We start from the raw sequence: 23,295 nt of genomic DNA on the forward strand, positions 1-23,295 counted from the left end.
GGTGCGTCAGCTCCGCCCCGCCCCGCCGCCGGCGAACACCAGGCGGAGCAGCCGGTCGTCCTCGGCGGCCGGCTGGCCGCGCCCGTCGTGGTTGGAGGTGCTCACCCAGATCGAGCCGTCTGGGGCGGCGGCCACGGCCCGCAGCCGCCCGTAGCGGTCGGTGAGCAACTCGCGCGGCTGACCGAGCACGGTGCCGGTGTCGGTCAGCTCGACCAGCCAGAGCCGCTTGCCGCGCAGACAGGCCGTGACGAGCAGCCGGTCCGTCGCGGTCAGCCCGGAGCACGAGGCGTCGGACGTCGGCCACTGGGCGATCGGGTTGACGAAGCGCTTGTCGTCGTCGCGCCCCTCGACGTTCGGCCACCCGTAGTTGCGGCCCTTGGTGATCTGGTTGATCTCGTCCCAGGTGTTCTGGCCGAATTCGACGGCGTACATCCGCTTGCCGGCGTCCCAGGCGAGGCCCTGGACGTTGCGGTGGCCCAGCGACCACACCGGGGAGTTCGGGAACGGGTTGCCGGGCGCGGGCTTGCCGTCCCTGGTGATCCGCAGGATCTTGCCGCCGAGGCGCTTGGCGTCCTGCGCCTGCGGCCGGTCGCCGGCGTCGCCGGTGCTCGCGTAGAGCAGGCCGTCCGGCCCGAAGGCGAGGCCGCCGCCGTTGTGGATGCCCGCCTTGGGGATCCCGGTGAGGATCGGGGTCGGCGTGCCGCCCAACTCCAGCCGGGCGATCCGGTTGTCCCGCTCGGTGGTGTAGTAGACGAAGACCGACTTGTCACGCTGGTAGTCGGGCGAGACGGCGATGCCCATCAGCCCGCCCTCGCCGGCCGCCGCCACGTCGGGGACGGTCTGCACCGGGGTGACCTTCAGCCCGTCGGTCCCCGACTCCGGGCCCACCCGCAGGATCCGGCCGCTGTCCCGCTCGGTGACCAGGGCCGCGCCGTCGGGCAGGAAGGCGATCGCCCACGGCACCCGCAGGCCCTTGGCCAGCACCGTGGTGACCACCTCCTGGCCGGCGCCGCCGGCACTCGCCGTCGCCGACGGGGTCGGGAAGGTGGGCGGCTCACCGGCCGGGTCGGGCTCCGGCTCGCCGAAGCTGCAACCGGCGGCCGCCAGCAGCAGCGTCACGCACGAGGCCGCCAGGGCCGTCCGCGGACGGCGGGTGCGGGGGTACGGAGGACGGGGGCTCACCCGGCCCAGGGTAGCCCCGCCGAGGCGCCACTGCGTGGTCGACGGATCGGACGGGCCCGTCGCGTGGTCAGGTCGCCCGTACGGCGAGCAGCGCGACGTCGTCCTCCCGGTGGTGCGCGGCCGTCAGCAGCAGGTCGCACAGCTCGCCCAGCGGCAGTTGGTCCGTGCTGTCCAGCCGGGCGGCCAGCTCCGCCATCCCCTCGTCGATGGACCGGTCCCGCCGCTCGATGAGGCCGTCGGTGTAGAGCAGCAGGGTGTCGCCGGCGGCCAGGTGGGTGTGCCGGCTGGTGCGGGGGACCGGCCGGTTCAGCCCGAGCAGCGGCTCCGTCGTCCCGGCGAGCACCTCCACCGCGCCCCCGGCCCGGACCACCAGCGGTGGAGGGTGGCCCGCGTTGCACCAGGTGACCCGCTGGCGGCCGGTGCCGTCGGGGCGCAGCCGCACCAGGGTCGCGGTGGCCGCGGCCGGGATGCACAGCCCACGCATGGTCTCGTCCAGGCGGCTCATCAGCTCGTCGACCGGGTCGGACCGGCCGTACGCGTTGCCCCGGACGAGGTTGCGCAGCTGTCCCATCGTCGCGGCGGCCTCGATGTCGTGCCCGGCCACGTCGCCGATCGCCGCGACCAGCTCGCCGTCGGGCTGGCAGAAGGCGTCGTACCAGTCGCCGCCGACCTCGACCCGGTCCGCCGCCGGCTGGTAGCGGGCGGCCAGTTCCAGGCCGTCGGTGAGCGGCAACTGCGGCAGCATGCTGTGTTGCAGCACGTGCGCGACGTGCTGCTGCTCGCCGTACATCCGGCTGTTGCCGACGGCCTGCCCCGCCCGCCGTCCGATGTCCTGCGCGACGAGCAGGTCGCGGTCGTCGAAGTCCCGCCGCCGCGGGCCGTTGACCAGGGTGATGCAGCCGAGCACCCGCCCCGCGTCGGTGATCGGCACGCTGAGGTGGGACGAGAAGCCCAGGCGGGCGGCGAGTTCCGGCATCTCCGGCCCGACCGAGCCGCGCCGTACGTCGTCGAGGTGACCATCGCTGACCAGCACCGGCCGGCCGGTACGCAGCACCGCACGGGTGATCGAATCGGGGCTCAGCCGGGTGCGCATCAGCTCGGCGAAGCGGGCGACGTCCGACCGGTTGGCCGGATCGCGGTGCGCCGCGGCCACCTCCCGGGGCATCCGGTCGGGCCCGGCCAGGGTCACCAGGGCCCAGTCGGCCAGCAGCGGAACCATGGTGTCGCAGAGACGCCGCAACGCGGTGGCCACGTCCAGCGTCGTGGCCAGGACCTCGCTCAGCCCGGCGAGCAGTTCCAGCCGGCCGTGCGCCTCCTCGGCGTGTTGCTGGGCGTTCTCCGCGCGTTCCTGGGCCTCCTCGGCCTGTTCCTGGGCTCCCTCGGCGCGTTGTTGCGCCTCCTCGGCGCGCTCCTGTTCCGTCTCGGCCCGCCGCTTCGCGCCCTCGGCGCCGTTCAGCGCGATCCGCAGCCGCAGTTCGGACGAGCAGGCGGCGGCGAGATCGGTGAGCGTCCGTAGCTGCTCGGCGGTCCAGTCGCGGGGTTTGTCGTCGATCGCGCACAGCGACCCGAGGACGCGGCCCTGGAGATCGGTCAGCGGCATCCCGGCGTACGCCACCACGCCCAGTTCGGGCACGGCGAGACTGTCCCGGAGCGTGGGGTGCCGCCGGGCGTCGGAGAGCACCAGCGGGCTCCCGGGATCGACGACGTGCTGGCAGAACGAGTGGCTCAGCGGGGTCTGCCGCCGGGCGGCCCACGGCTGTGCCAGGCCGGTCTCTCCGGGAAAGAACTGGCGGTCGGCGTCGACCAGGGAGACCAGGGCGACCGGCACGTCGAGCAGGTCGCCGACCAGCCGGGCGAACCGGTCGAACGCCTCGTCGGCGGTGGCCGTCAGCCCGGTCTCGGCGAGTGACCGCAGCCGCTCCGGCTCGCGGCTCGGTTCTGCCTGCTCTGCCCGCTCCGGAACCTCGGCGGGGGACCCGTACGTCATCGATCACCTGCCCGTGCCCGGCGGAGGCCGACCGGCGCTCCGTTCCCTCCCGTGCTCGGTCCGCTTATACCCCGCCCGTACCCGGTTCCATGCCGCCGGTCGGCGGCCGTGTTGATCATCCGCAGGCCGGACCGGGCGGGTGTCGGGAGAAGCCCCGCCCGACCGGCCGCCGCCTCCGGGGCCTATCGTCGGCGGGCGTGAAGGTATGGATCCCGCACCAGGAAGGCCGGACGCTCCTCGGCGGGCTGCCGGCGGAGACCACGGTCGAGGTGGTCGAGGACGTCTCCCGGCTCCCCTCCGAACCGGCCGGCGTCCGGTTCTGGGTGCCGCCCTTCCTGGCCGGCGGTGACGCCACCGGGCTGCTCCCCGAGCTGCCCGACCTGGCGGTGGTGCAGCTCCTGTCGGCCGGCGCGGACGCGTGGGCCGGCCGGATGCCGGACGGGGTGACGCTCTGCGACGCCAGGGGGGTGCACGACCCGGCGACCGCCGAGTGGGTCGTCGCGGCGATCCTGTCCCATTTGCGCGCCTTCCCCGCCCTCGCCCGCGCGCAGGCCCGACGCTCCTGGGCGTACGCCGAGGTGGCCCCCACCGACGAACTGGCCGGCAAGCGGGTGCTGATCGTCGGGGCCGGTTCGATCGGGTCGGCGGTGCGTGACCGGCTCGCGCCGTTCGAGGTGACCTTCACCCTGGTGGCCCGGACGGCCCGCCCCGAGCAGGGGGTGCACGGCGTCGGGGAGCTGCCGGGGCTGCTGCCCGGGGCCGACGTGGTGGTGCTGCTGGTGCCGCTGACCGAGGCGACCCGGGGCCTGGTCGACGAGGGCTTCCTGGCCGCGATGCGCGACGGCGCGCTGCTGGTGAACGCCGCCCGGGGGCCGGTGGCGCGCACCGGGGCGCTGGTGGCCGAGCTGCGTACCGGCCGGATCTCGGCGGCGCTGGACGTCACCGATCCGGAGCCGCTGCCCGCCGACCACGAGCTGTGGGCGATGCCGAACGTGCTGCTCACCCCGCACGTCGCGGGCTCGGTACGTGGCCTGCTGCCGCGCGCGTACCGGCTGGTCGGAGAGCAGCTCCGGCGGTTCGCGGCCGGTGAGCCGCTGATCAACACGGTGGTGGACGGCTACTGACCGGCGCCGGGCGGACGCTGTTCAGCCGGCCGTACCCGGCAGGTCCTGACCGGTGGCCGAGACCAGCCGGGGCAGGTCGCGACCGCGTACGGCCGGCAGCGGCACCAGCTGACCGTCGTCGAGCTGGGCGACGGCCCGGCCGCGCGGGTCGGCGGCCAGCCCGACTACCCGGTCCCAGCTGATCCTGCGTTGCCCGAGCAGCGCCCGCAGGCGCAGCTCACGGGCGTCCGCGTCGGTGCCGGCCCGCCACGCCCAGACGCCGACGGCGAGTGGAACGAGCAGCACCGGCAGCAGGTACCAGCGGGCGCCGGCCAGCGGCAGGGCGCCGATGAAGGCGATGATCGCGGCGGCGAGGATCGCCTGGTTGTGCCGGAAGTGGACGGTGCCGGAGCTGCTCACCTCCCGATGATCCCACCCGCGCCGGCCCGGCCACGCGCCGGGCGGTGCCGGGTCCGGCTGCGGAGTCGCCAGTGACACGGGTCACCGTCGATTGGGCGTCACCGCCTTCGTGTCGGCTCGTTCACGTGGTGTGCAGTGGACCAACCCCGGGTCCGCCCCGCACCGTCGCACCGCCTGTGCCCCCTCACGAAGGCGACCGCCGTGCCCCACGCGTATCCGCAACACGCGTTCACCCGTCGTCCCGCCGTGCCGGACGTGCTCGTCCTGGCCGCCGTCACGCTGTTCCTGCTCGCCGGCCTGGCCGGTCGGGTGCCCGCCCTGGCCGTGGTGGCGCTGGCCGGCGCCGCCGGCGCCGCGCTGGCGGGCACGCGGCTCTCCCGGCTCGCCGCCGCTCCGCCGCCGGCTCCCGAGCCGGCCCGCGCCCGATCCCGGGCGGCCCGCCGCCGCGTGTCGTCGCCCCGCCGCGTCGCGGTGCTGCTCGACGCCGCGGTGGTGACGGCGGGCCTGACCGCCGCCGGGATCCCGCTCGCCGCCGCGGGTCAGCGGCCCGCCGTCGCGGTGGCGGGGTCGGCCGGTACGGCCCTGCTGTTCGCGGCGGGGCTGCCCCCGGCGGCGCATGGCCCCCACCCGCCCGTCCGGGTCCGGCTGCGCCGCGCCGTCGAGGCGGCCGTAGCCGGGGTGGGGCTGGTCCTCGCCGGCTGGCTGCTCCTGCCCCGCGACGGCCTCGACCCGCCCGCCCGGCTGGCCGTGGCGGTGCTCCTGGGCGGGCTCACCGTCGGGCTGCTCACCGTGCTGACCGGCCCCGACCGGCGGGCCGGCGCGGCCCGCTGCCGGGCCGGGGCCGCGCTCACCCTGCTCGGTCTGGTGGCGCTGGCCGCGCTCCCGGCGGGGGCGGCGCCGGGCCCGGCGGTGCTGCTGGCCGTACCCCCGCTGGTGGCCGGGGCGCTGCTGACGGCGGCGGGGGCACGGCGTTCGGCCCGGCCGGAGGCCGACCCGCCCGAGCTGCCGGCCCTGGTGTGGCCCCGGGTCGTCGTCCCGGCGGGCGCGGTCGTGGCGGCCACCGGCTGGCAGCTGCGCACCGACGGGCCGCCCGACGCCACCGCGGTCCTGATCGCGCTCGCGGTGATCCCGCCGCTGGTGCTTCGCGACCTGCTCCGGGCGGTCGACCCGGCGGTGCCGGCCCGCCCGGACGCCCCGCCGCCGGCCCGGCACCGCTCGACGGATCCGGACGGGCCGGCGGATCCGCGCGAGCCGGACGGGTCGGGCGTGCCGGCGGACCATGACCGGGCGGGCGCACCGGCGGACGCGGACCGGACGGGCACACCGGCGGACGCTGACCGGGCGGGCGCACCGGCGGACCGGGCGGCGCTGCTGCGTGCCCTCACCGCCCGCCGGGGTGCGCCCGCCCCGGCCGGCGCGCTGCTCGTCGTCGACCTGCACGGCGAGGGCATCGCCGCCGACGGCCAGCGGGCGCGGGAGGACGTCCGGGCCGAGGTCGTCCGCCGCGCCCGCGCCGTCATCGGCCCCCGGGACCTGCTCGCGGACGTCACCGCCGCCGGATTCGCCGTGCTCACCGAGGCCAGCCCGGTGCTGGCGTACGCGCTGGGCGACCGGCTGCTCGCCGCGCTCGCCCAGCCGTACCAGGTGGCGGGCGGGGTGCTGCGGCTGCGCGTCGGCATCGGGCTGGCCGAGGTCGGCGTCAGCGCCCCGGAGGACGTGCTGCGCCAGGCGGACCTCGCCCGGCGGCGGGCCGTCCAGCTCGGCCGGGACCGGGTCGAGTGGTACGACGCCTACCTGGAGGAGCAGCTCGTCCGCCGGCTCGACCTCGAACGGGAGCTGCCCGGGGCGGTCGCCCGGGGCGAGCTGGACCTCGTCTACCAGCCGGTGCTCGACCTCACCGACCGGCAGCCGGTCGGCACCGAGGCGCTGCTGCGCTGGCGCAGCCCGGTGCTCGGCACGGTGCTCCCCGCCGAGTTCCTGCCGGTGGCCGAGGACCTCGACGTCGTGGGCGAGTTGGGCTGCTGGGTGCTGGACAGGGCGTGCCGGCAGTTGGCCGCCTGGTCGGCGGGGAGCCGGCAGCTCTGGATGGCGGTGAACGTGTCCGTCCGGGAGCTGGCCCTGCCCGACTTCGTCCCCAGGACGGCGGCGGTGCTGGACGCGTACGGGGTGTCGCCGGACCGGCTGGTGGTCGAGGTGGCGGAGCCCCGGGTGGCCGCCGAACTGCCGACCGTGGTGGCCCGGCTGGCCGGGCTGCGCTCGCTGGGCGTGCGCACCGCGCTGGACGACTTCCGGGCCGAGCACGCCTCGCTCGCCCAGCTCCGCCGGCTGCCGATCGACCTGCTCAAGGTGGGCCCGCAACTGGTGGACCCGGCGGACCCGCGGCGCCCGCTGCTCGACGTGGTGGTGAACGTGGGGGACCGGCTCGGGCTGGACATCGTGGCCGAGGAGCTGGAGTCGCCCGGCCTGGTCGACGGCGCGCGGCGGGCCGGCTGCCGGTACGGGCAGGGCTTCGCGCTGGCCCGCCCGGCCACGGCGGAACGGGTCGAGGCGTACTTCGAGGAGTTCCCGTCGGCCTCGCGCTGACCGGGCGTCGGTGTTCCCCGCCCCCGCCTGGTTGACTCTGACACCGTGTCAGGGCCGAACGTGTGAGGGGCCATGTTCACCATCGGAGACTTCGCCAGGCTCGGCCGGGTGTCGGTCCGCATGCTGCGGCACTACGACAGCATCGGGCTGCTCCGCCCGGCCGCCGTCGACCCGCACACCGGCTACCGGTTCTACCGGGCCGAACAGCTCCGCCGGCTCAACCGGGTGATCGCCCTCAAGGACCTGGGGCTCACCCTCGGGCAGGTGCGGGCGATCCTCGACGACACCGTCGAGGTCGCCGAACTGCGCGGCATGCTGCGGTTGCGCCGGTCTGAGTTGGCGGCCCAACTGGCGGCCGACACCGCCCGGTTGGCCGGGGTCGAGGCGAGGCTCCGCATGATCGAGACGGAGGGTCGGATGACCAGCCAGGACGTCGTACTCAAGGAACTGCCCGCGGTCCGGGTGGCGGAGTTGACCGGGGTGGCCCGCAGCTACGAGACCCCGGACATCTCCACGGTGATCCAGCCGCTCTACCCGGAGCTGTTCCGGCGCCTCGGCGCGGCGGGCGTCGTGCCCTCGGGCCCGGGGCTGGCCTGGTACGAGGCGACGGGGGAGGGCGAATCCGTCGTGGTGCACGCCGGGGTGACGGTGGCCGCCGACTCCTCGGCGGCCCGGGACTTCGGCATCGTCGACCTGCCCGCGGTGCCCACCGCGGCGACGATCATCCACCACGGGCCGATGGACGAGGTGGCGGGCAGCATCCAGGCGCTCGCCACCTGGATCGAGGCGCACGGCTGGCGGGCCGACGGGTACACCCGCGAGTTGTACCTGGACTACTGCGCGGACGAGCCCGAGAAGGGCGTCACCGAACTCCAGTTGCCGGTGGTCGCGGCCTGAGCGGCGGCCCGACCCGGGCGTGGCCCCGGGCCGGGCGGCAGGTGGTGGCGGGACGGCCGGTGCAGCCGCCCCGCCACCGGTGTCACCGCAGGTAGGGGCCGGTCTCGCCGACCTTGCCCGGTGCCGGGTTGCCCGGCAGGTCCAGCACGTACACCCGCAGGTTGCCCTGGCCGCTGACGCTCGCCGTCAGCGTCCCGTTGGTGACGGTCCGGACGTCGCCGGTGACCGCGTCGACGTACCGGCCGTTGGGCACGCCGGTGAACGTCGCGCTTCCGGAGACCGTGACCAGCGCGAAGCTGTCCACGCCGCCGGCGGTGAAGCGTCGCTTGTACGCCATGGCGCCGCTGATCCCCTCGGTCGAGTACTGCCCCTTCTGCAGGGCCGGCACCGCCCGGCGGATCTGGTTGAGCCGCTGCACGTGCTTGACCAGCGGCTTGTCCAGCGTGCTGGCGACCGGTCCGGTGGCGGAGCTGACCCGGCCGAAGTCGGCCGCGGTGACCGTGCCCGCCAGGTGGTTGCCGTAGTAGGCCCGGCCGGTGGTGGCCAGCGGGCAGGTCGGCCCGCAGTCGATCTTCGCGCCCTTCTGGAACTCGATCTCGGAGCCGTAGTAGAGCGTCGGGATGCCCCGGAACGTCCACATCAGGCTCATGTTCTCCGCCCAGGCGTCGGTGCCCCCGGTGTACCGGGTGTTCGACTTGTTCGGCCCGTAGTCGTGGCTGTCGACGTACACGACGTTGTAGGTCGCGTCGTTGTAGCTGTCGTCGGAGTCCCTGCCGTTGCCGAAGGCGTTGTTCGCGTCGCCGAAGTTCATGTGCATGCGCATGTCGATGACGTTCATGCCGGAGAACTTCGAGTGGTCCGGCGCGTGGTAGGTGTTCCCGCGCAGGAACGCGTTGTCGCTGGTGGGCTGCCCGCTCGGGCCGATCAGCTGCTCGTGGTCGTACTGCTCGATGGCGGCCCGCACGTCGTCGGCGCTGTACTCCTTGCGCTCCTTCCAGGTGAAGAACTGCGCCGAGTGGTTCACCGAGCCCCGGTTCCACTTGTCGTTGACGAACGCGGCGACCTCGCCGAAGACGTAGAAGTCCCGGCCCTTCTCGCCGTGCCTGGCCAGCGCGTGCTGCTGGATCGCCGGCAGGAAACGCCGGTTCCAGGTGACCCGGGGGATGTGCACGGCCGTGTCGATGCGGAAGCCGTCCACCCCCATGTCGATGAACTTGTTGTACGCGTCGATCAGGTACTTCTGCGCGGTGGCGTTCTCGGTGTTGAAGTCGGCCAGGTCCTCGTGCAGCCAGCAGCTGCGCGAGTCCTCGCCCTCCCAGTTGCCGATCCAGCACTGGTGGTACAGGTCGGCCGGGAAGAGCTTGCTGGTCGGCGTCGGCCACTGGCACTCGTAGAGCCGGAAGCCCTCGGGGCTGGTGCCGGCCGGGGAGCCCCAGCGCGGGCACTGGTTGCCGGTCGGCGCGGTGGTCGACCAGACGTCCCCGTTGTAGGGGCGGCCCTTGGCGAGGGCGTTCTGCGCCGGGGTCAGCTCCGGGTCGGTGCCGGGGTGCTCGACCGTGGGGTCGTACTCGCGCCCCGCCTCCGGCCTGCTGTACATCCACTTCCACTGCTCGTCGCGGACGCCGTACACGGTCGGGGTGAACAGCCCCTTGGCGCCCCACCGCGAGCTGTGGTTGTAGACCACGTCCTGGAAGATCTTGATGCCCTTGCCGTGCGCGGCGTTGATCAGGTCCTGGTAGCTCGCGCCGGGGCTCTCCAGCCGTGGGTCGACCCGGTAGAAGTCCCAGCCGTGGTAGCCGTGGAAGTCGTAGTCGGAACGGTTCAGCACGACCGGGGTGATCCAGAGCGCGGAGAAGCCGAGCCCCTTGATGTAGTCGAGCTTGTCGATCAGGCCCTTGAAGTCGCCGCGGAACATCGGGTCGTCGTTGGCCGCGTTGCCGGACTTCACGTGCTGGCTGCCGCCCCGGTTGTTGGTGCTGTCGCCGTCGGCGAACCGGGCGGTCATCACGAAGTAGATGCTGTCCTCGCGGGGGTCGCCGCCGAGCGGGGTGCCGGGCGCGGGCGCCGGCGGGGTGGTGCCGGTGGTCGCCGCGGCGGGGGCGCTGGCCGGGGAGGTGTTGCCGGCCGCGTCGTACGCCCGGACGGTGTACTCGTACCGGGTGTTGGGGCTCAGCGTCGCGTCGACGTGGCTGGTGCCGGTGGTGGTCACCGTGACGGTGCCCTCCGGCCCGCCGGTACGGGTGAGCCGGTAGCCGGTCACGGCACGGTCGTCGGTGGCCGCCGCCCAGGCCACCGCGATCCGCAGCCCGTTGGCGGTCGCGCCCAGCCCTGTCGGGGTGGACGGCGGCGTGGTGTCCGGGGGAGTGGGGGCGCACGGCGAGTCCGCGCCCGCGGTCACCACTCCCGCCCTGACGGTGCTCACCCCGGCGCCGAGGGTGTAGTCCGCGCCGTTGTTGTTGTCCCAGGCCCCGGCGCCGTTGTTGAACGCCGCCCGCAGCGTGGCGGCGGTGCCGAGGTCGACCACCCGGCGGGCCCAGCCGGTGCAGCCCGCCTCCATCGGTACGCCGGGGACGGTGGTCCAGGCGCCGCCGGCGGGCTGGTAGTGGATGTTCGCGGTGGTCCAGCCCCTGGTTCCGACGTGGTACCAGACGTCGGCCGTCCGGCCGGTCGGCGGGTTCGACGGGCTGGGCGTGGGGGTGCCGGCGCACGGGTCGCCCGTGCCGACCACGCCGTCGGCGATGGTCACCGTTCCGGTGCCGGTGCGGTAGTTCGCGCCCCGGTTGTTGTCCCAGGTGCCGGCGTTGTCGTTGAACACCACCTGGAGGCCGGTGGCGGTGCCGGCGTCGACGGTGCGCTTGCGCCAGCCGGCGCACGCGGTCTCCATCGCCACTCCCGGCACGGCCGTCCAGGCGCCGCCGTCCGGGGCGTAGTGGATGTTGACCTGGCCGGTCCAGGAGGTGGGGGGTCGGTAGTAGACGGTCACGGAGTTCGCGGCGGCCGCTGTGCTGAGCGGGGCCAGCCCGACGGTGATCCCGGCGGCCAGCGCGGCCCCGATTATCCGTCGTCGTCCGGTGCCAAGGCGCATCGGACCTCCTCGGGGGAAGGTTGTCGGCGGGGCCGACGGGACGGGGGTGGCTTGCAGGACAGCCGTCGATGGTGGAAGCAGCCTGTCCGGTCTGGACAGAACGGTGACGCCTTGCGACACAGATGGACGAATGTTTCTGCAAGGTCTTGCAAGTGGCGAGAAAGTTACCACCATCAACGTCCTGACACCAGACGTTCACAACAGGCGGGACCCGCCCGTCCACCTGGGGCGGACCGGCCGGGTCAGTTCGCGATCGTCGAGGTGCGGTGTGGAGGGGTGAACCCGTTCACCTGGCGCGGGGTGGCGCCGTGCTGCCCCTCGGGGTGAGGTGTGCCGTCTCGTCCTGGACGCGGCCGGCCGGCGCGCCGCCGATCACCGCGAGCAACTGCCGGGCGGCGTGCGCGCCGTACGCCGGGATGTCCCGGCCGAGCGCGGTCAGCGGCGGGTGCACCAGCTGGCAGAGCGGCGAGTCGTCCCAGGCCACGATGGACAGGTCGCCCGGCACGGTGAGGCCCATCTCCTGGGCCACCGACAGCCCCGCGATCGCCATCACGTCGTTGTCGTAGATCACCGCGGTGGGGCGACCCGCCGAGCTGAGCAGCCTGCGCGTCGCGCGCGCCCCCTCCTCGCCGGTGTAGTCCGACGGGACGGTGACCGCGTCGGCCAGGCCGAGCCGCCGGCACGCCTGGGCGAACGCGTCGGTGCGGATCTCGGTGTGCAGCAGGTCGGGCAGCCCGCCGACCCGCGCGATCCGGCGGTGCCCGAGGGCGACCAGGTACTCGACGGTCTCCACCAGCGCCGCCGCGTCGTCGGCCCAGACGCTGGCGAGCCCGCCGGTGCCGTCCGGACCGCCGATCACCACCGCGGGCAGGCCCAACTCCTCCAGCGCCGGCACCCGGCGGTCGTCGGTGCGCAGGTCGCAGACGAGGACGCCGTCGACCCGGCGCTCGCCCCACCACCGGCGGTGGACCGCGATCTCCGCCTCCGGATCGGCCACCATCTGGAGGGTGAGCGCGTACGACCGGGCGGAGAGCTCGGCCTCGACGCCGCTGATCAGCTCCATGAAGAACGGCTCGATGCCGAGCGTACGGGCCGGGCGGCACAGGGCCAGGCCGACGGCGTCGGCGGTGGCCCCGGAGAGGGATCGGGCGGCGCGGCTCGGGTTGAAGCCGATCTCGGCGGCGATGGCGAGGATCCGCTGCCGGGTGGCATCGGAGACTCCCGGCTGGCCGTTCAGCGCGTAGGACACCGCCCCCTTGGACACCCCGGCGCGCCGGGCGACGTCGGCGATCGTGGGCCGCTTCACCGGCACATCCTCCGCTCTCCCGCCCTGGCGGGTGTCACCACGACGCCGGGGCGACCGGCGGCGATTCACGCTACTGCACCGGCTCCCGGGCCGGTCGGGCCGGCCGTCGGCCCGCCCGCGATGGCGAGAGGCGGGAATGAGCTTTCCCGGTTAAGTCTGCGCGAGGCAACTCTGCCCGGGCACGGTCGGCCGGCGTACAGAATGCCTCCCAAACCCTGCGACCTTGCATGATCGCGCTCCCACCATTGATGAAAGTTACCGCAAGATTGCGGATTTCATCGCCCGTTGACACTGTCGATGCCGGCCCGTACGGTGTCGTCACTTATCCGGTTCAGTCAACGTCCTTCGATACCGAGGGCGTTCTCACCTGGCGCGGAGGATGACATGAGACGGTCCTTGGCCCACTGGGCGCGGACGGCCGCCGTCGGCGCGGTCAGCCTGGTCCTGGTCGCGGCGTGCAGCGGCAACAGCGGGGGCGGCGGCTCGCAGTCGGGCGACACCGTCACGCTGAAGATCAATTTCTGGGGCGACTTCGGGCTCGACGAGCTGAAGGCGAAGTACGAGGACGCCAACCCGGGCGTGAAGATCAGCCTGAACACCGGCGAGTACAACGCCCAGCACGAGGACCTGCAGAAGAAGCTCATCGCGGGCTCCGGCGCGCCGGACATCGCCGCCATCGACGAGGGCTTCGCCATCCAGTTCCGCGGCCAGGCCGACAAGTTCGTCAACCTGCTCGACAAGGGCGCCGGCTCGTACGAGCAGAAGTACCTGCCCTGGAAGTGGAAGCAGACCCTGACGCCCGACGGCAAGACCCAGATCGGCCTCGGCACCGACATCGGCGGGCTCGCCATGTGCTACCGCACCGACCTGTTCAAGGCCGCCGGCCTGCCCACCGAGCGCGACCAGGTCTCCGCGCTCTGGCCCACCTGGGACAGGTTCATCGAGGTCGGCCAGCAGTACGTCGCCAAGAGCGGCAAGAAGTTCATCGACGCCGGCACCAACGTCTTCAATCCCGTCCTCGGGCAGCAGCCCGTCGGCTTCTACGACGAGAGCGACACGCTGAAGATGGACGGCGGCCCGAAGGTCGCCTTCGACGTGGCGGCCAGGACGATCGCCGCCGACCTGTCGGCCAACCTCGCCGCGTTCTCGCCCGAGTGGAACAGCGGCTTCGTCAAGGGCAGCTTCGCCGTGCTCGCCTGCCCGGCCTGGATGCAGGGGCACATCAAGAACACCGCCCCCGGCACCAGCGGAAAGTGGGACGTGGCCGCGATCCCCGGCGGTGGCGGCAACTGGGGCGGCTCGTTCCTGACCATTCCCAAGCAGGGCAAGAACGTCGACGAGGCGTACAAGCTCCTGGAGTGGCTGGTCCAGCCCGAGCAGCAGATCGAGATCTTCAAGAAGGTCGGCAACCTGCCCTCGCAGCCGGCGCTCTACCAGGACCCGGCGATCCGGGACTTCACCAACCCCTTCTTCAACAACGCCCCGGTGGGCCAGATCTTCTCCAAGACGGCGGAGAACCTGACCCCGCAGTACCTCGGCAAGCGCAACGGCCCGACCCGGGTGGCGGTGGAGAACGTCCTCAACCGCCTGGCCACCGGCAACCTGAAGGGCAAGCCCGACCAGGCGTGGACCGAGGCGGTCAAGGAAGCCGAGAAGGCCGCCACGTCCTGACCGCGCGCCGGTCGGGGCCGGCTCGCGCCGCGCCCCGACCGGCCCTTCCCACGGTGCCTGGAGGTGCCCGATGTCCACCACCCGTGCCGCCCCCACGGCGCCGCGGCCCGGCCAGGAGCCTGGTGCGACGGCCGAGCGCCGGGCGCGCCGACCAGAGCCGGCCGGCTGGCGCACCCGGCTGTACCGCTTCGACCTGCGCTACGTGCCGTACCTGCTGATCGCCCCGTTCTTCCTGCTCTTCGCGGTGTTCGGGCTCTTCCCGATCGTCTTCAACGGCGTCGTCGCCCTGCGCAACTGGCGACTCGACGACCCGACGCTCACCGGTTGGGCCGGGCTGGAGAACTTCCGCCGCCTGTTCACCGACGACGACTTCTTCAACGCGCTCGCCAACACCTTCGGCATCTTCCTGCTCTCCACCGTGCCGCAACTGCTGCTGGCGTTGGTCGTCGCGTCGCTGCTGAACCGCAAGCTGCGGGCCCAGACCTGGTTCCGGGTCGGGGTGCTGCTGCCGTACATCACCCCGGTGACCGCCTCCACGCTGATCTTCTCGGTGGTGTTCGCCCGGGACACCGGCATCGCCAACTGGGCGCTGTCGCTGCTCGGCATCGGGGAGACCGAGCCGATCGACTGGCGGGCCGCCAAGTGGTCCTCCTGGATCGCCGTCGCCACCATGGTCAACTGGAAGTGGATCGGCTACAACGCGTTGCTCTACCTGGCCGCCATGCAGTCCATCCCGCGCGACGTCTACGAGGCCGCCGCCGTCGACGGGGCCGGGCCGTGGCGCCAACTGTGGCGGATCACCGTGCCGATGATCCGGCCGGTGGTCATCTTCACCGTCGTGCTCTCCACCATCGGTGGCCTGCAGCTGTTCACCGAGCCGATGCTCTTCGACAGCAACCCGGCGCTGGGCCTCGGCGGTGACGACGGGCAGTGGCAGACCGTCGCGCAGCTCATCTACAAGGTCGGCTGGCGGGACCTGAACCTCGGCTACGCCGCCGCCATGTCCTGGGCGCTGTTCCTGATCATCCTGCTCGTCGCGGCGGTCAACGCCCTGGTCACCAACCGCCTGGGGGGTGGTAAGCGGTGAGCGCGAGGAGTGAGCTTGCGAGCCCCGCAGTCGCGAACGAAAGGTGGCACCGGTGAGCGCCTCGAATTCCCGGCGGGCGGTGCTGATGGGCCGGGCACCGCAGCACATGCCCGGCAGCGTCTGGACCTACCTGTTCCTGAGCGTCGTGATCACGTTCTCGGCGTTCCCCCTCTACTGGATGTTCGTCATCGCGACGAACACCGACGAGGCGCTGGCGCAGATCCCGCCGCAGGTGCTGCCCGGCGGGCAACTGGTCACCAACCTGCGGGAGGTCTTCTCCATGCAGGACGTGTTCTTCCTCCAGTCACTCGGCAACAGCGTGATCGTGTCGTCGGTGGTGACGGCGTCGGTGCTCTTCTTCTGCTCGCTGGCCGGCTTCGCGTTCGCCAAGCTGCGCTTCAAGGGCCGGAACGCGCTGATGGTCATGGTCATCCTGACCATGACGGTGCCCAACCAGCTCGGCGTCGTCGCGCTCTACATCCTGATGGGCCGGATGCCCGGCGAGGGTGGCTGGAACGGCACCCTCCTCGCCGTCATCGTGCCCGGCCTGGTCAGCGCTTTCGGGGTCTTCTACATGCGGCAGTTCATCCTTGACGCGGTCCCCGACGAGCTGGTCGAGGCCGCGCGGATGGACGGCGCGAGCACCATGCGGATCTTCTGGAGCGTGGTGGTGCCGGCGGTCCGGCCCGCCATGGCGGTGCTCGGCCTGCTGACCTTCGTCGCCACCTGGAACGAGTTCCAGTGGCCGCTGATCACGCTCGGCGGCACCGACTTCCCGACCTCGATGGTCGCCCTGTCCGACCTCGCCAGCGGCAACTACGTGCTGTACCGGCGGGTGCTCGCCGGCGCCCTGGTCGCCACCCTCCCGCTGCTGGTGATGCTCTTCATCGGCGGCCGTCAGATCGTCCGCGGAATCATGGAAGGTGCGGTGAAGTCGTGACCCGGCAAGCGTTGCACGAGGGCTGGACCCTGCGGGCGGTGGAGGGGCCACAGGTGCCGGTGGGGATCGCGGGGCGTCGCGTCCCGGCCACGGTCCCCGGCTGCGTGCACACCGACCTGCTGGCCGCCGGCCTGATCCCCGACCCGTACCTGGACGACAACGAGAAGGGGGCGGCCTGGATCGGCCGGACCGACTGGGTCTACGAGACCACCTTCGCCCACCAGCCGGGCGACGAGCAGCGGATCGACCTCGTCTGCGCCGGCCTGGACACCGTCGCCACGCTCACCCTCAACGGCACCGAGGTCGGCCGCACCGAGAACATGCACCGCGGCTACCGCTTCGACGTCCGGTCGCTGCTGGTCGCCGGGTCCAACACCCTGGCCGTACGCTTCGACTCCGCCTACGGCTACGCCGAGGCGCAGCGCGACCGGCTCGGCGACCGGCCGAACGCCTACCCGGAGCCGTTCCCGTTCATCCGCAAGATGGCCTGCAACTTCGGCTGGGACTGGGGGCCGACCCTGGTCACCGCCGGCATCTGGCAGGAGATCGGGCTGCACGCCTGGGGCACGGCCCGGCTGGCCGCCGTACGTCCCCTGGTGACGGTCGAGAACGGTGACGGCCGGGTGGAGCTGCACGTCGAGGTCGAGCGGGCCGGCGACGCGCCGTTGACCGTGCGGGCCACCGTCGCCGGCGCGGCGGCCGAGGCGACCATCGCGGCCGGGCAGCGCACGGCCGTGCTGGCCCTCACCGTCCGCGACCCGGCGCTGTGGTGGCCCCGGGGGTACGGCGACCAGCCGCTGCACCCGCTGGAGGTGACGCTGCACCACGCCGACGACCGCCCGCTCGACACCTGGTCGCGGCGCATCGGGTTCCGGTCGGTACGCCTCGACACCACCCCCGACGCGCACGGCACCCCGTTCGCCCTGCACGTCAACGACACCCCGGTCTTCGTCCGGGGGGTGAACTGGATCCCCGACGACGCCTTCCCCACCCGGATCACCCGGGACCGGCTGGCGCACCGGTTCCGGCAGGCCGCCGACGCGAACGTCAACCTGCTGCGCGTGTGGGGCGGCGGCCGGTACGAGTCGGACGACTTCTACGACCTCGCCGACGAGTTGGGCCTGCTCGTGCAGCAGGACTTCCTCTTCGCCTGCGCCGCCTACCCCGAGGAGGAGCCGCTGGGCGCCGAGGTGGCCGCCGAGGCCGCCGAGCAGGTCGTCCGGCTGGCGCCGCACCCGTCGCTGGTGCTCTGGACCGGCAACAACGAGAACATCTGGGGTTGGCACGACTGGGACTGGCAGGAGCCCCTCGCGGGGCGCAGCTGGGGGCGCGGCTACTACCTGGAGCTGCTGCCCCGGATCGTCGGCGAGCTGGACCCGACGCGGCCGTACTGGCCCGGCAGCCCGTGGTCCGGCAGCGAGGAGATCCACCCCAACGACCCGGCGCACGGCACCACGCACATCTGGGACGTCTGGAACACCGACGACTACACGAGATACCGGGACTACGTGCCGCGCTTCGTCGCCGAGTTCGGCTACCAGGCCCCGCCCGCGTACGCGACGCTGCGCCGGGCACTGTCGGACGAGCCCCTCGCACCCGACTCGCCCGGGATGGCGCACCACCAGAAGGCGATCGACGGGGACGCCAAGCTGCGGCGCGGGCTCGACGCGCACCTGCCGGCGCCGGCGGACTTCGACGACTGGCACTGGCTGACCCAGCTCAACCAGGCCCGGGCCATCCAGCTCGGGGTGGAGCACTTCCGCTCCCACCGGGACGTCTGCGCCGGCACCATCGTCTGGCAGCTCAACGACTGCTGGCCGGTGACCTCATGGTCGGCCGTCGACGGCGACGGCCGCCGCAAGCCGCTGTGGTACGCGCTGCGCCGGGCGTACGCGGACCGGCTGCTGACCGTCCAGCCCCGCGAGGGCGGCCTGGCCGTGGTCGCGGTCAACGACGGCGCGGCCCCGTGGCGGGCGACCGCCTCGGTGACCCGGCTGACCCTGGCCGGTGCGCCACGGGCGAAGACGACGCTGGAGCTGGACGTCCCCGCGTACGGCAGGCTGGAGCTGGCGCTGCCGGCGGAGCTGGCGCGGCCGGATGAGGCCCGTCGCGAGCTGCTGGTGGCCGAGGCGGGCGACACGGCGGAACGGGCGCTCTGGTTCTTCGCCGAGGACCGCGACGCCGACTGGCCGGCGGCCGGTTGGGACGCGACGGTCGAGCCCGTCGACGGCGGGCAGCGGATCCGGGTCACCGCCAGGACGGTCCTGCGGGACCTGACGCTCTTCCCGGACCGGCTCGACCCGGCGGCCGAGGTCGACGAGGCGCTGGTCACCCTGCTGCCGGGGGAGTCGGCCACGTTCACGGTGCGCGCGGCCGGGCCACTGGACCCGGCGGCCCTGACCGCCCGCCCGGTCCTGCGCTGCGTCAACGACACAGCCGCCGGCTGACCTGGCCGGCCGCGCCGGTACACGAGCAGATCTTGGTAGGAAAGCGCCCCTGGAGGGGCCGTTTCCTACCAAGATCTGCTCGTGTCACTCCGGGACGCGGCGGTAGGCGCCGTCGCTGGCCGAGGTGGCCATCGAGGCGTACGCGCGCAGCGCCGCCGACACCGGCCGCTGCCGGTCGACCGGGGTGTACGGGCGGTCGCGCTTCTCCTGGGCGATCCGGCGGGCCTCCAGCACCTCCGGGGCCACGTTCAGCTCGATCGAGCGGCCCGGGATGTCGATGACGATCTCGTCGCCGGGCTCGACGAGGGCGATCAGCCCGCCGGAGGCCGCCTCCGGGGAGACGTGCCCGATGGAGAGCCCGGAGGTGCCGCCGGAGAAGCGGCCGTCGGTGAGCAGCGCGCAGGAGCGGCCCAGCCCCCGGCCCTTGAGGAACGAGGTGGGGTAGAGCATCTCCTGCATGCCGGGGCCACCCTTCGGCCCCTCGTAGCGGATCACCACCACGTCGCCGGCGACGACCTGCTTGGCGAGGATGGCCGTCACCGCGTCGTCCTGGGACTCGTAGACCTTGGCGGGGCCGCGGAACGTCAGGCACTCCTCGGGCACCCCGGCGGTCTTCACCACGCAGCCGTCCGGGGCCAGGTTGCCGTGCAGGATCGCCAGCCCGCCGTCGGCCGAGTACGCGTGCGCGAGGTCCCGCACACAGCCGCCGGCCGCGTCGGTGTCCAGCGACGACCAGCGGTTGGTGGTGGAGAACGGCTCGGTGGTGCGCACCCCGCCCGGGGCGGCGTGGAACAGCTCCACCGCCTCCGGCGTCGCCGACCCGCCCCGGACGTCCCAGTCGGCCAGCCAGCGTTCCAGACTGGGGGAGTGCACCGCGTGCACGTCCCGGTTGAGCAGGCCGGCCCGGTCCAGCTCGCCGAGGATGGCGGGGATGCCGCCGGCCCGGTGCACGTCCTCCATGTGGTACTGCGGGGAGTTCGGCGCGACCTTGGCCAGGCAGGGCACCCGGCGGGAGATGGCGTCGATGTCGGCGACGCCGAAGTCCAGCTCGGCCTCGCGGGCGGCGGCGAGCAGGTGCAGGATCGTGTTGGTCGAGCCGCCCATCGCCACGTCGAGGGCGACCGCGTTCTCGAAGGCGGCCCGGCTGGCGACCGTGCGGGGCAGCACCGAGGCGTCGTCGCCGTCGTACCACCGTTTGGCGATCTCCACGGCGGTGCGGCCGGCCTCCACGAAGAGCGACCGGCGCGCGGCGTGGGTGGCCAGCGTCGAGCCGTTGCCCGGCAGCGCCAGGCCGATCGCCTCGGTGAGGCAGTTCATCGAGTTGGCGGTGAACATGCCGGAGCAGGAGCCGCAGGTCGGGCAGGCGGACCGCTCGATCGCGTCGAGCTGGTCGTCGGTGACCGCCTCGTTGGAGGAGGCGATCATCGCGTCGATGAGGTCGATCTTGGAGTGCACGATGCCCTCGATCGCCACCGTCTTGCCGGCCTCCATCGGCCCGCCGGAGACGAAGACGGTCGGGATGTTCAGCCGCAGCGCGGCGAGCAGCATCCCCGGGGTGATCTTGTCGCAGTTCGAGATGCAGACCAGGACGTCGGCGCAGTGCGCGTTGACCATGTACTCGACCGCGTCGGCGATCAGCTCGCGGCTCGGCAGGGAGTAGAGCATGCCGCCGTGACCCATCGCGATGCCGTCGTCCACCGCGATGGTGTTGAACTCCCGACCCACCCCGCCGGCCTCGGCCACCGCCTCGGCGACCAGGCCGCCGAGGTCCTTGAGGTGCACGTGACCGGGTACGAACTGGGTGAAACTGTTGGCGATGGCGACGATCGGCTTGCCGAAGTCGTCGTCGGTCATCCCGGTGGCCCGCCACAGGGCCCGGGCGCCGGCCATCGTCCGACCGTGGGTGGAGGTCCTCGACCGCAGCTCAGGCATGCGTACCAGTGTGGCACCGTCACCGGAGCGACCGGCGGGGGTGCGTGCCGTGTCCCAAAGGATGCGCATCCGGCCCCCACGCGGCGCCCGCATCCGGCAGAGTGAGCACGTGCAGGTCCCCCCGGGCATGATCGTGGCGGCGGCGCTGTGCGGGCTGGCCGCCACCGCGGCCACCGCGTTGTCGGCCATCGACGCCCGGCGCCGCGCCGGACCGCACCGGCAGGCGCACGCGCTGCTCGCCGCCGCGTCCGGGGTGGCGCTGGTCACCCTGCTGGTCGGCGTCGCCGTGGCGCTCTCCACCCCCGGGCACGCGGGGCACCCGCCGCAGTCGCGCATGCTCTGGGCGGGCGTCGTCGCGATCGGCACGGCGGTCAGCGGGCTGATCTTCTCCGTCGGGCTGCTCCGGCTGCCCGGCGTGGCCTCCCCGGCGGCGGCCACGGCCCGGCTGGCGCTCGACGGCACGGTGATGGCGGCGGCGTTCTGGTTCGTCGGCTGGGTGCTCGTCTCCGAGCCCACCCGGCTGCTCGGCGGCGCCACCCCGGTGGCCTGCGTGCCGATCCTGCTCGCCACGGTCAGCGCGGCGCTGACCGCCGGGCTCGCCCTCGTCGTGGCCTTCCGGGCCCCGTCGCCGCGCCGTTTCCACGCCGGGCTGGGCGCCGGAGCCACCGCGGTGGCCTGCGGCGGGCTCCTCGTGGCCGCCGGTCTGTGCCAGGCCGGGCCGGGTGTGGCGCTGGTCGGGGCGGGGGTGCTCGCCGCCGGCCTGCTCACCGCCGCGCTGGCCGCCCGCCGGGTGGCCGCCGGGGCGGCCCGGACCGCCCTCGACCTGATCAGCCGGGACGGCGCGTACGCGTTCGTCCCGATGTTCGCGATGGCGGCCTCGGCGATGTACCACCTGCTCCAGGACGGCCGGTTCGACGTGTTCGGCATCGTCGCCGGCAGCGTCGAGGGCTTCGCCCTGGTGGGCAGGCAGTACCTCGCGCTGCACGACGTGCGCGGCTACGCCGGCCGGCTGGCCGATCGTGAGGCGCACTTCCGTGAGCTGGCGCACACCGACGCCCTGACCGCCCTGGCCAATCGGCGGGGGTTGTTGCAGGCGCTGCACCGCTGCGCCGGGGCCGGCGCCCCCGTCGTGCTCCTCTGCCTCGACCTCGACGGCTTCAAGAACGTCAACGACGTGCGTGGCCACGGCGTCGGCGACGCGGTGCTGGCCGAGGTGGGTGAGCGGCTGCGCGCCAACCTGCGGCCGGGTGACGTGGCGGCCCGGCTCGGCGGCGACGAGTTCGCCGTGCTGACGCGCGGCTGCCCGTCCGACGCGGACCGACTCGCCGAGCGCCTGCTCGACGTGTTCGGCCAGGCCTACGACCAGCCGGACGGGCCGGTCTTCCTGTCGGTGAGCATCGGCGTGGCCGGCTGGGCCGAGAAGCCCGACGTGGAGCTGCTGCTGCGGCACGCCGACCTCGCGCTGCGCTACGCCAAGCAGCGCGGCAAGAACCGGATCGAGCGCTACGACGCCGCGTACGACCAGCTGCTGCGCCGGCGCACCACGCTCGAACACGAGCTGCGCGGCGCGATCGAGCGCGGCGAGCTGCGCCAGGTGTTCCAGCCGGTGGCCGCGCTGCCCTCGGTCCGCCCGGTCGGCGCGGAGGCGCTGTTGCGCTGGCACCATCCGGTGCTGGGCAGCGTCCGCCCCGACGAGTTCATCCCGCTCGCCGAGGAGTGCGGGATGATCGGCAAGCTGGGCGCCTGGGTGCTGCACCAGGCCTGCCACCAGCTCTCCCGCTGGCTGGCCGACGGTCACGACGTGTGGGTCTCGGTCAACGTGTCCCCCCGCGAGCTGCACGCCCCGGAATACGTGGTCCAGGTCGCCGAGGCGCTGCGTGCCCACAACGTGCCGCCGCAGCGGCTGGTGCTGGAGGTCACCGAGCACGTCGTCGCGACGGACCTCGACGAGTTGATCCGGCGGTTGACCGCGCTGCGGGCGACCGGCGTCCGGATCGCGCTGGACGACTTCGGCGCCGGCTACTCCTCGCTCGGGCAGCTGCGCCGCCTGCCGATCGACATCCTGAAGATCGACCACAGCCTGGTCGCGGAGCACGAGCCGGTGCGGCCGGTGGGCAGGGACGGCCCGGCGTTCGCGCCGATGGTCGACATCGTCATGCGGCTCGGTCACCAGCTCGGCCTGGAGGTCGTCGCCGAGGGGGTGACCACGCCGACCGAGCTGGCCGCCGTGGTCGCCGCCGGCTGCCGGTTCGGTCAGGGCGCGCTCTTCGGTTGGGGCGTACCGGCCGAGCACCTGGAGGCGATGCTGGAGGCGGCCACGTCTCCCGGCGCCCGCCCGGCCCCGGCGCCCGTCCCGCCACCCGCACCGTCGCCGCCGCCACGGCGGCTGCCGAGGATGCCCGCCCCGCGCCCGGCGGAGCAGGGATCCGCGCAGGTGGAGCGGGGTGTGTAGGCACCCGGACGGGTGAAAGTCCATGATCCGTTAACCAACATGTGGGATCAGTTGACTCATCGCGTGAGATGCGTCAGGCTTGACCGCATGTCGTCGTACCGGTCGCTGCGAGTACTTACCTGAGCGCACTCTCCACCTCGAGAGTGCGCTGGCCCCGTGCATCCTGCACGAGGGCTTTTTTGTTGCCGTCGGACCCATCGACG

Annotated in this window: 14 protein-coding genes; 8 read left to right on the top strand and 6 right to left on the bottom strand. The window is 73.4% G+C overall.

The features are described 5' to 3' along the window. Positions 1–6 precede the first annotated feature (6 nt). Together ABZ809_RS25105 and ABZ809_RS25110 are read right to left on the bottom strand one after the other, a co-directional pair. Complete coding sequence (locus ABZ809_RS25105) at positions 7–1,182, bottom strand: PQQ-dependent sugar dehydrogenase (RefSeq protein WP_357565051.1); 1,176 nt, start codon at positions 1,180–1,182, stop codon at positions 7–9. A 67-nt stretch (positions 1,183–1,249) separates the two neighbouring features. After that, a complete protein-coding gene (locus ABZ809_RS25110) occupies positions 1,250–3,169 on the bottom strand; it encodes a SpoIIE family protein phosphatase (protein WP_357565052.1) in 1,920 nt (639 codons plus the stop codon). Positions 3,170–3,366: 197 nt separating this feature from the next. Here ABZ809_RS25110 and ABZ809_RS25115 point away from each other — a divergent pair, with 197 nt between their 5' ends. Further along, positions 3,367–4,293, top strand: a complete 927-nt coding sequence (locus ABZ809_RS25115) for a 2-hydroxyacid dehydrogenase (protein ID WP_357565053.1) — start codon at positions 3,367–3,369, stop codon at positions 4,291–4,293. A 21-nt stretch (positions 4,294–4,314) separates the two neighbouring features. Here ABZ809_RS25115 and ABZ809_RS25120 read toward each other — a convergent pair whose 3' ends face one another. After that, positions 4,315–4,692, bottom strand: a complete 378-nt coding sequence (locus tag ABZ809_RS25120; protein ID WP_357565054.1) for a PH domain-containing protein — start codon at positions 4,690–4,692, stop codon at positions 4,315–4,317. 201 nt (positions 4,693–4,893) lie between these two features. Here ABZ809_RS25120 and ABZ809_RS25125 point away from each other — a divergent pair, with 201 nt between their 5' ends. Both ABZ809_RS25125 and ABZ809_RS25130 read left to right on the top strand, forming a co-directional pair. Beyond that, on the top strand, positions 4,894–7,275 hold the full coding sequence (locus ABZ809_RS25125) for a bifunctional diguanylate cyclase/phosphodiesterase (RefSeq protein WP_357565055.1): 2,382 nt from the start codon (positions 4,894–4,896) through the stop codon (positions 7,273–7,275). Positions 7,276–7,347: 72 nt separating this feature from the next. Beyond that, positions 7,348–8,172, top strand: a complete 825-nt coding sequence (locus tag ABZ809_RS25130; protein ID WP_357565056.1) for a MerR family transcriptional regulator — start codon at positions 7,348–7,350, stop codon at positions 8,170–8,172. Between the two features lie 82 nt (positions 8,173–8,254). Here ABZ809_RS25130 and ABZ809_RS25135 read toward each other — a convergent pair whose 3' ends face one another. Together ABZ809_RS25135 and ABZ809_RS25140 are read right to left on the bottom strand one after the other, a co-directional pair. Beyond that, the gene (locus tag ABZ809_RS25135) at positions 8,255–11,257 is read right to left on the bottom strand and encodes a carbohydrate binding domain-containing protein (RefSeq protein WP_357565057.1); all 3,003 of its coding nucleotides are present in this window, start codon (positions 11,255–11,257) and stop codon (positions 8,255–8,257) included. A 286-nt stretch (positions 11,258–11,543) separates the two neighbouring features. Continuing rightward, the gene (locus ABZ809_RS25140) at positions 11,544–12,569 is read right to left on the bottom strand and encodes a LacI family DNA-binding transcriptional regulator (RefSeq protein ID WP_357565058.1); all 1,026 of its coding nucleotides are present in this window, start codon (positions 12,567–12,569) and stop codon (positions 11,544–11,546) included. A gap of 378 nt (positions 12,570–12,947) precedes the next feature. Between ABZ809_RS25140 and ABZ809_RS25145 the strand changes: the two genes are divergently transcribed. From ABZ809_RS25145 to ABZ809_RS25160, 4 genes are all read left to right on the top strand, one after another. Next, positions 12,948–14,234 (top strand): extracellular solute-binding protein, encoded by a 1,287-nt coding sequence (locus ABZ809_RS25145; protein ID WP_357565059.1) that lies wholly within the window; start codon positions 12,948–12,950, stop codon positions 14,232–14,234. A gap of 70 nt (positions 14,235–14,304) precedes the next feature. Continuing rightward, on the top strand, positions 14,305–15,321 hold the full coding sequence (locus ABZ809_RS25150; protein WP_357565060.1) for a sugar ABC transporter permease: 1,017 nt from the start codon (positions 14,305–14,307) through the stop codon (positions 15,319–15,321). 85 nt (positions 15,322–15,406) lie between these two features. Continuing rightward, positions 15,407–16,261, top strand: a complete 855-nt coding sequence (locus ABZ809_RS25155; protein WP_357565100.1) for a carbohydrate ABC transporter permease — start codon at positions 15,407–15,409, stop codon at positions 16,259–16,261. After that, positions 16,258–18,708: a glycoside hydrolase family 2 protein gene (locus tag ABZ809_RS25160; RefSeq protein ID WP_357565061.1), complete on the top strand. Its 2,451-nt coding sequence runs from the start codon at positions 16,258–16,260 to the stop codon at positions 18,706–18,708. The genes ABZ809_RS25155 and ABZ809_RS25160 overlap by 4 nt, the downstream gene beginning before the upstream one ends. Positions 18,709–18,792: 84 nt before the next feature. Here ABZ809_RS25160 and ilvD read toward each other — a convergent pair whose 3' ends face one another. Further along, entirely contained in the window at positions 18,793–20,640 is a 1,848-nt protein-coding gene (gene ilvD, locus ABZ809_RS25165) for a dihydroxy-acid dehydratase (RefSeq protein ID WP_357565062.1), read from the bottom strand. Between the two features lie 109 nt (positions 20,641–20,749). Between ilvD and ABZ809_RS25170 the strand changes: the two genes are divergently transcribed. Continuing rightward, on the top strand, positions 20,750–23,092 hold the full coding sequence (locus tag ABZ809_RS25170) for a bifunctional diguanylate cyclase/phosphodiesterase (RefSeq protein ID WP_357565063.1): 2,343 nt from the start codon (positions 20,750–20,752) through the stop codon (positions 23,090–23,092). Positions 23,093–23,295: the final 203 nt, after the last annotated feature.

It is taken from the genome of Micromonospora sp. NPDC047074, assembly GCF_040643815.1.
In the GTDB taxonomy this organism is placed as follows: Bacteria; Actinomycetota; Actinomycetes; order Mycobacteriales; family Micromonosporaceae; genus Micromonospora.

Coding starts and splice junctions, on each gene's coding strand:
- ABZ809_RS25110 (WP_357565052.1), bottom strand. CDS start 3,169: ATGACGTACGGGTCCCCCGCCGAGGTTCCGGAGCGGGCAGAGCAGGCA.
- ABZ809_RS25130 (WP_357565056.1), top strand. CDS start 7,348: ATGTTCACCATCGGAGACTTCGCCAGGCTCGGCCGGGTGTCGGTCCGC.
- ABZ809_RS25135 (WP_357565057.1), bottom strand. CDS start 11,257: ATGCGCCTTGGCACCGGACGACGACGGATAATCGGGGCCGCGCTGGCC.
- ABZ809_RS25145 (WP_357565059.1), top strand. CDS start 12,948: ATGAGACGGTCCTTGGCCCACTGGGCGCGGACGGCCGCCGTCGGCGCG.
- ABZ809_RS25150 (WP_357565060.1), top strand. CDS start 14,305: ATGTCCACCACCCGTGCCGCCCCCACGGCGCCGCGGCCCGGCCAGGAG.
- ABZ809_RS25155 (WP_357565100.1), top strand. CDS start 15,407: ATGGGCCGGGCACCGCAGCACATGCCCGGCAGCGTCTGGACCTACCTG.
- ilvD (WP_357565062.1), bottom strand. CDS start 20,640: ATGCCTGAGCTGCGGTCGAGGACCTCCACCCACGGTCGGACGATGGCC.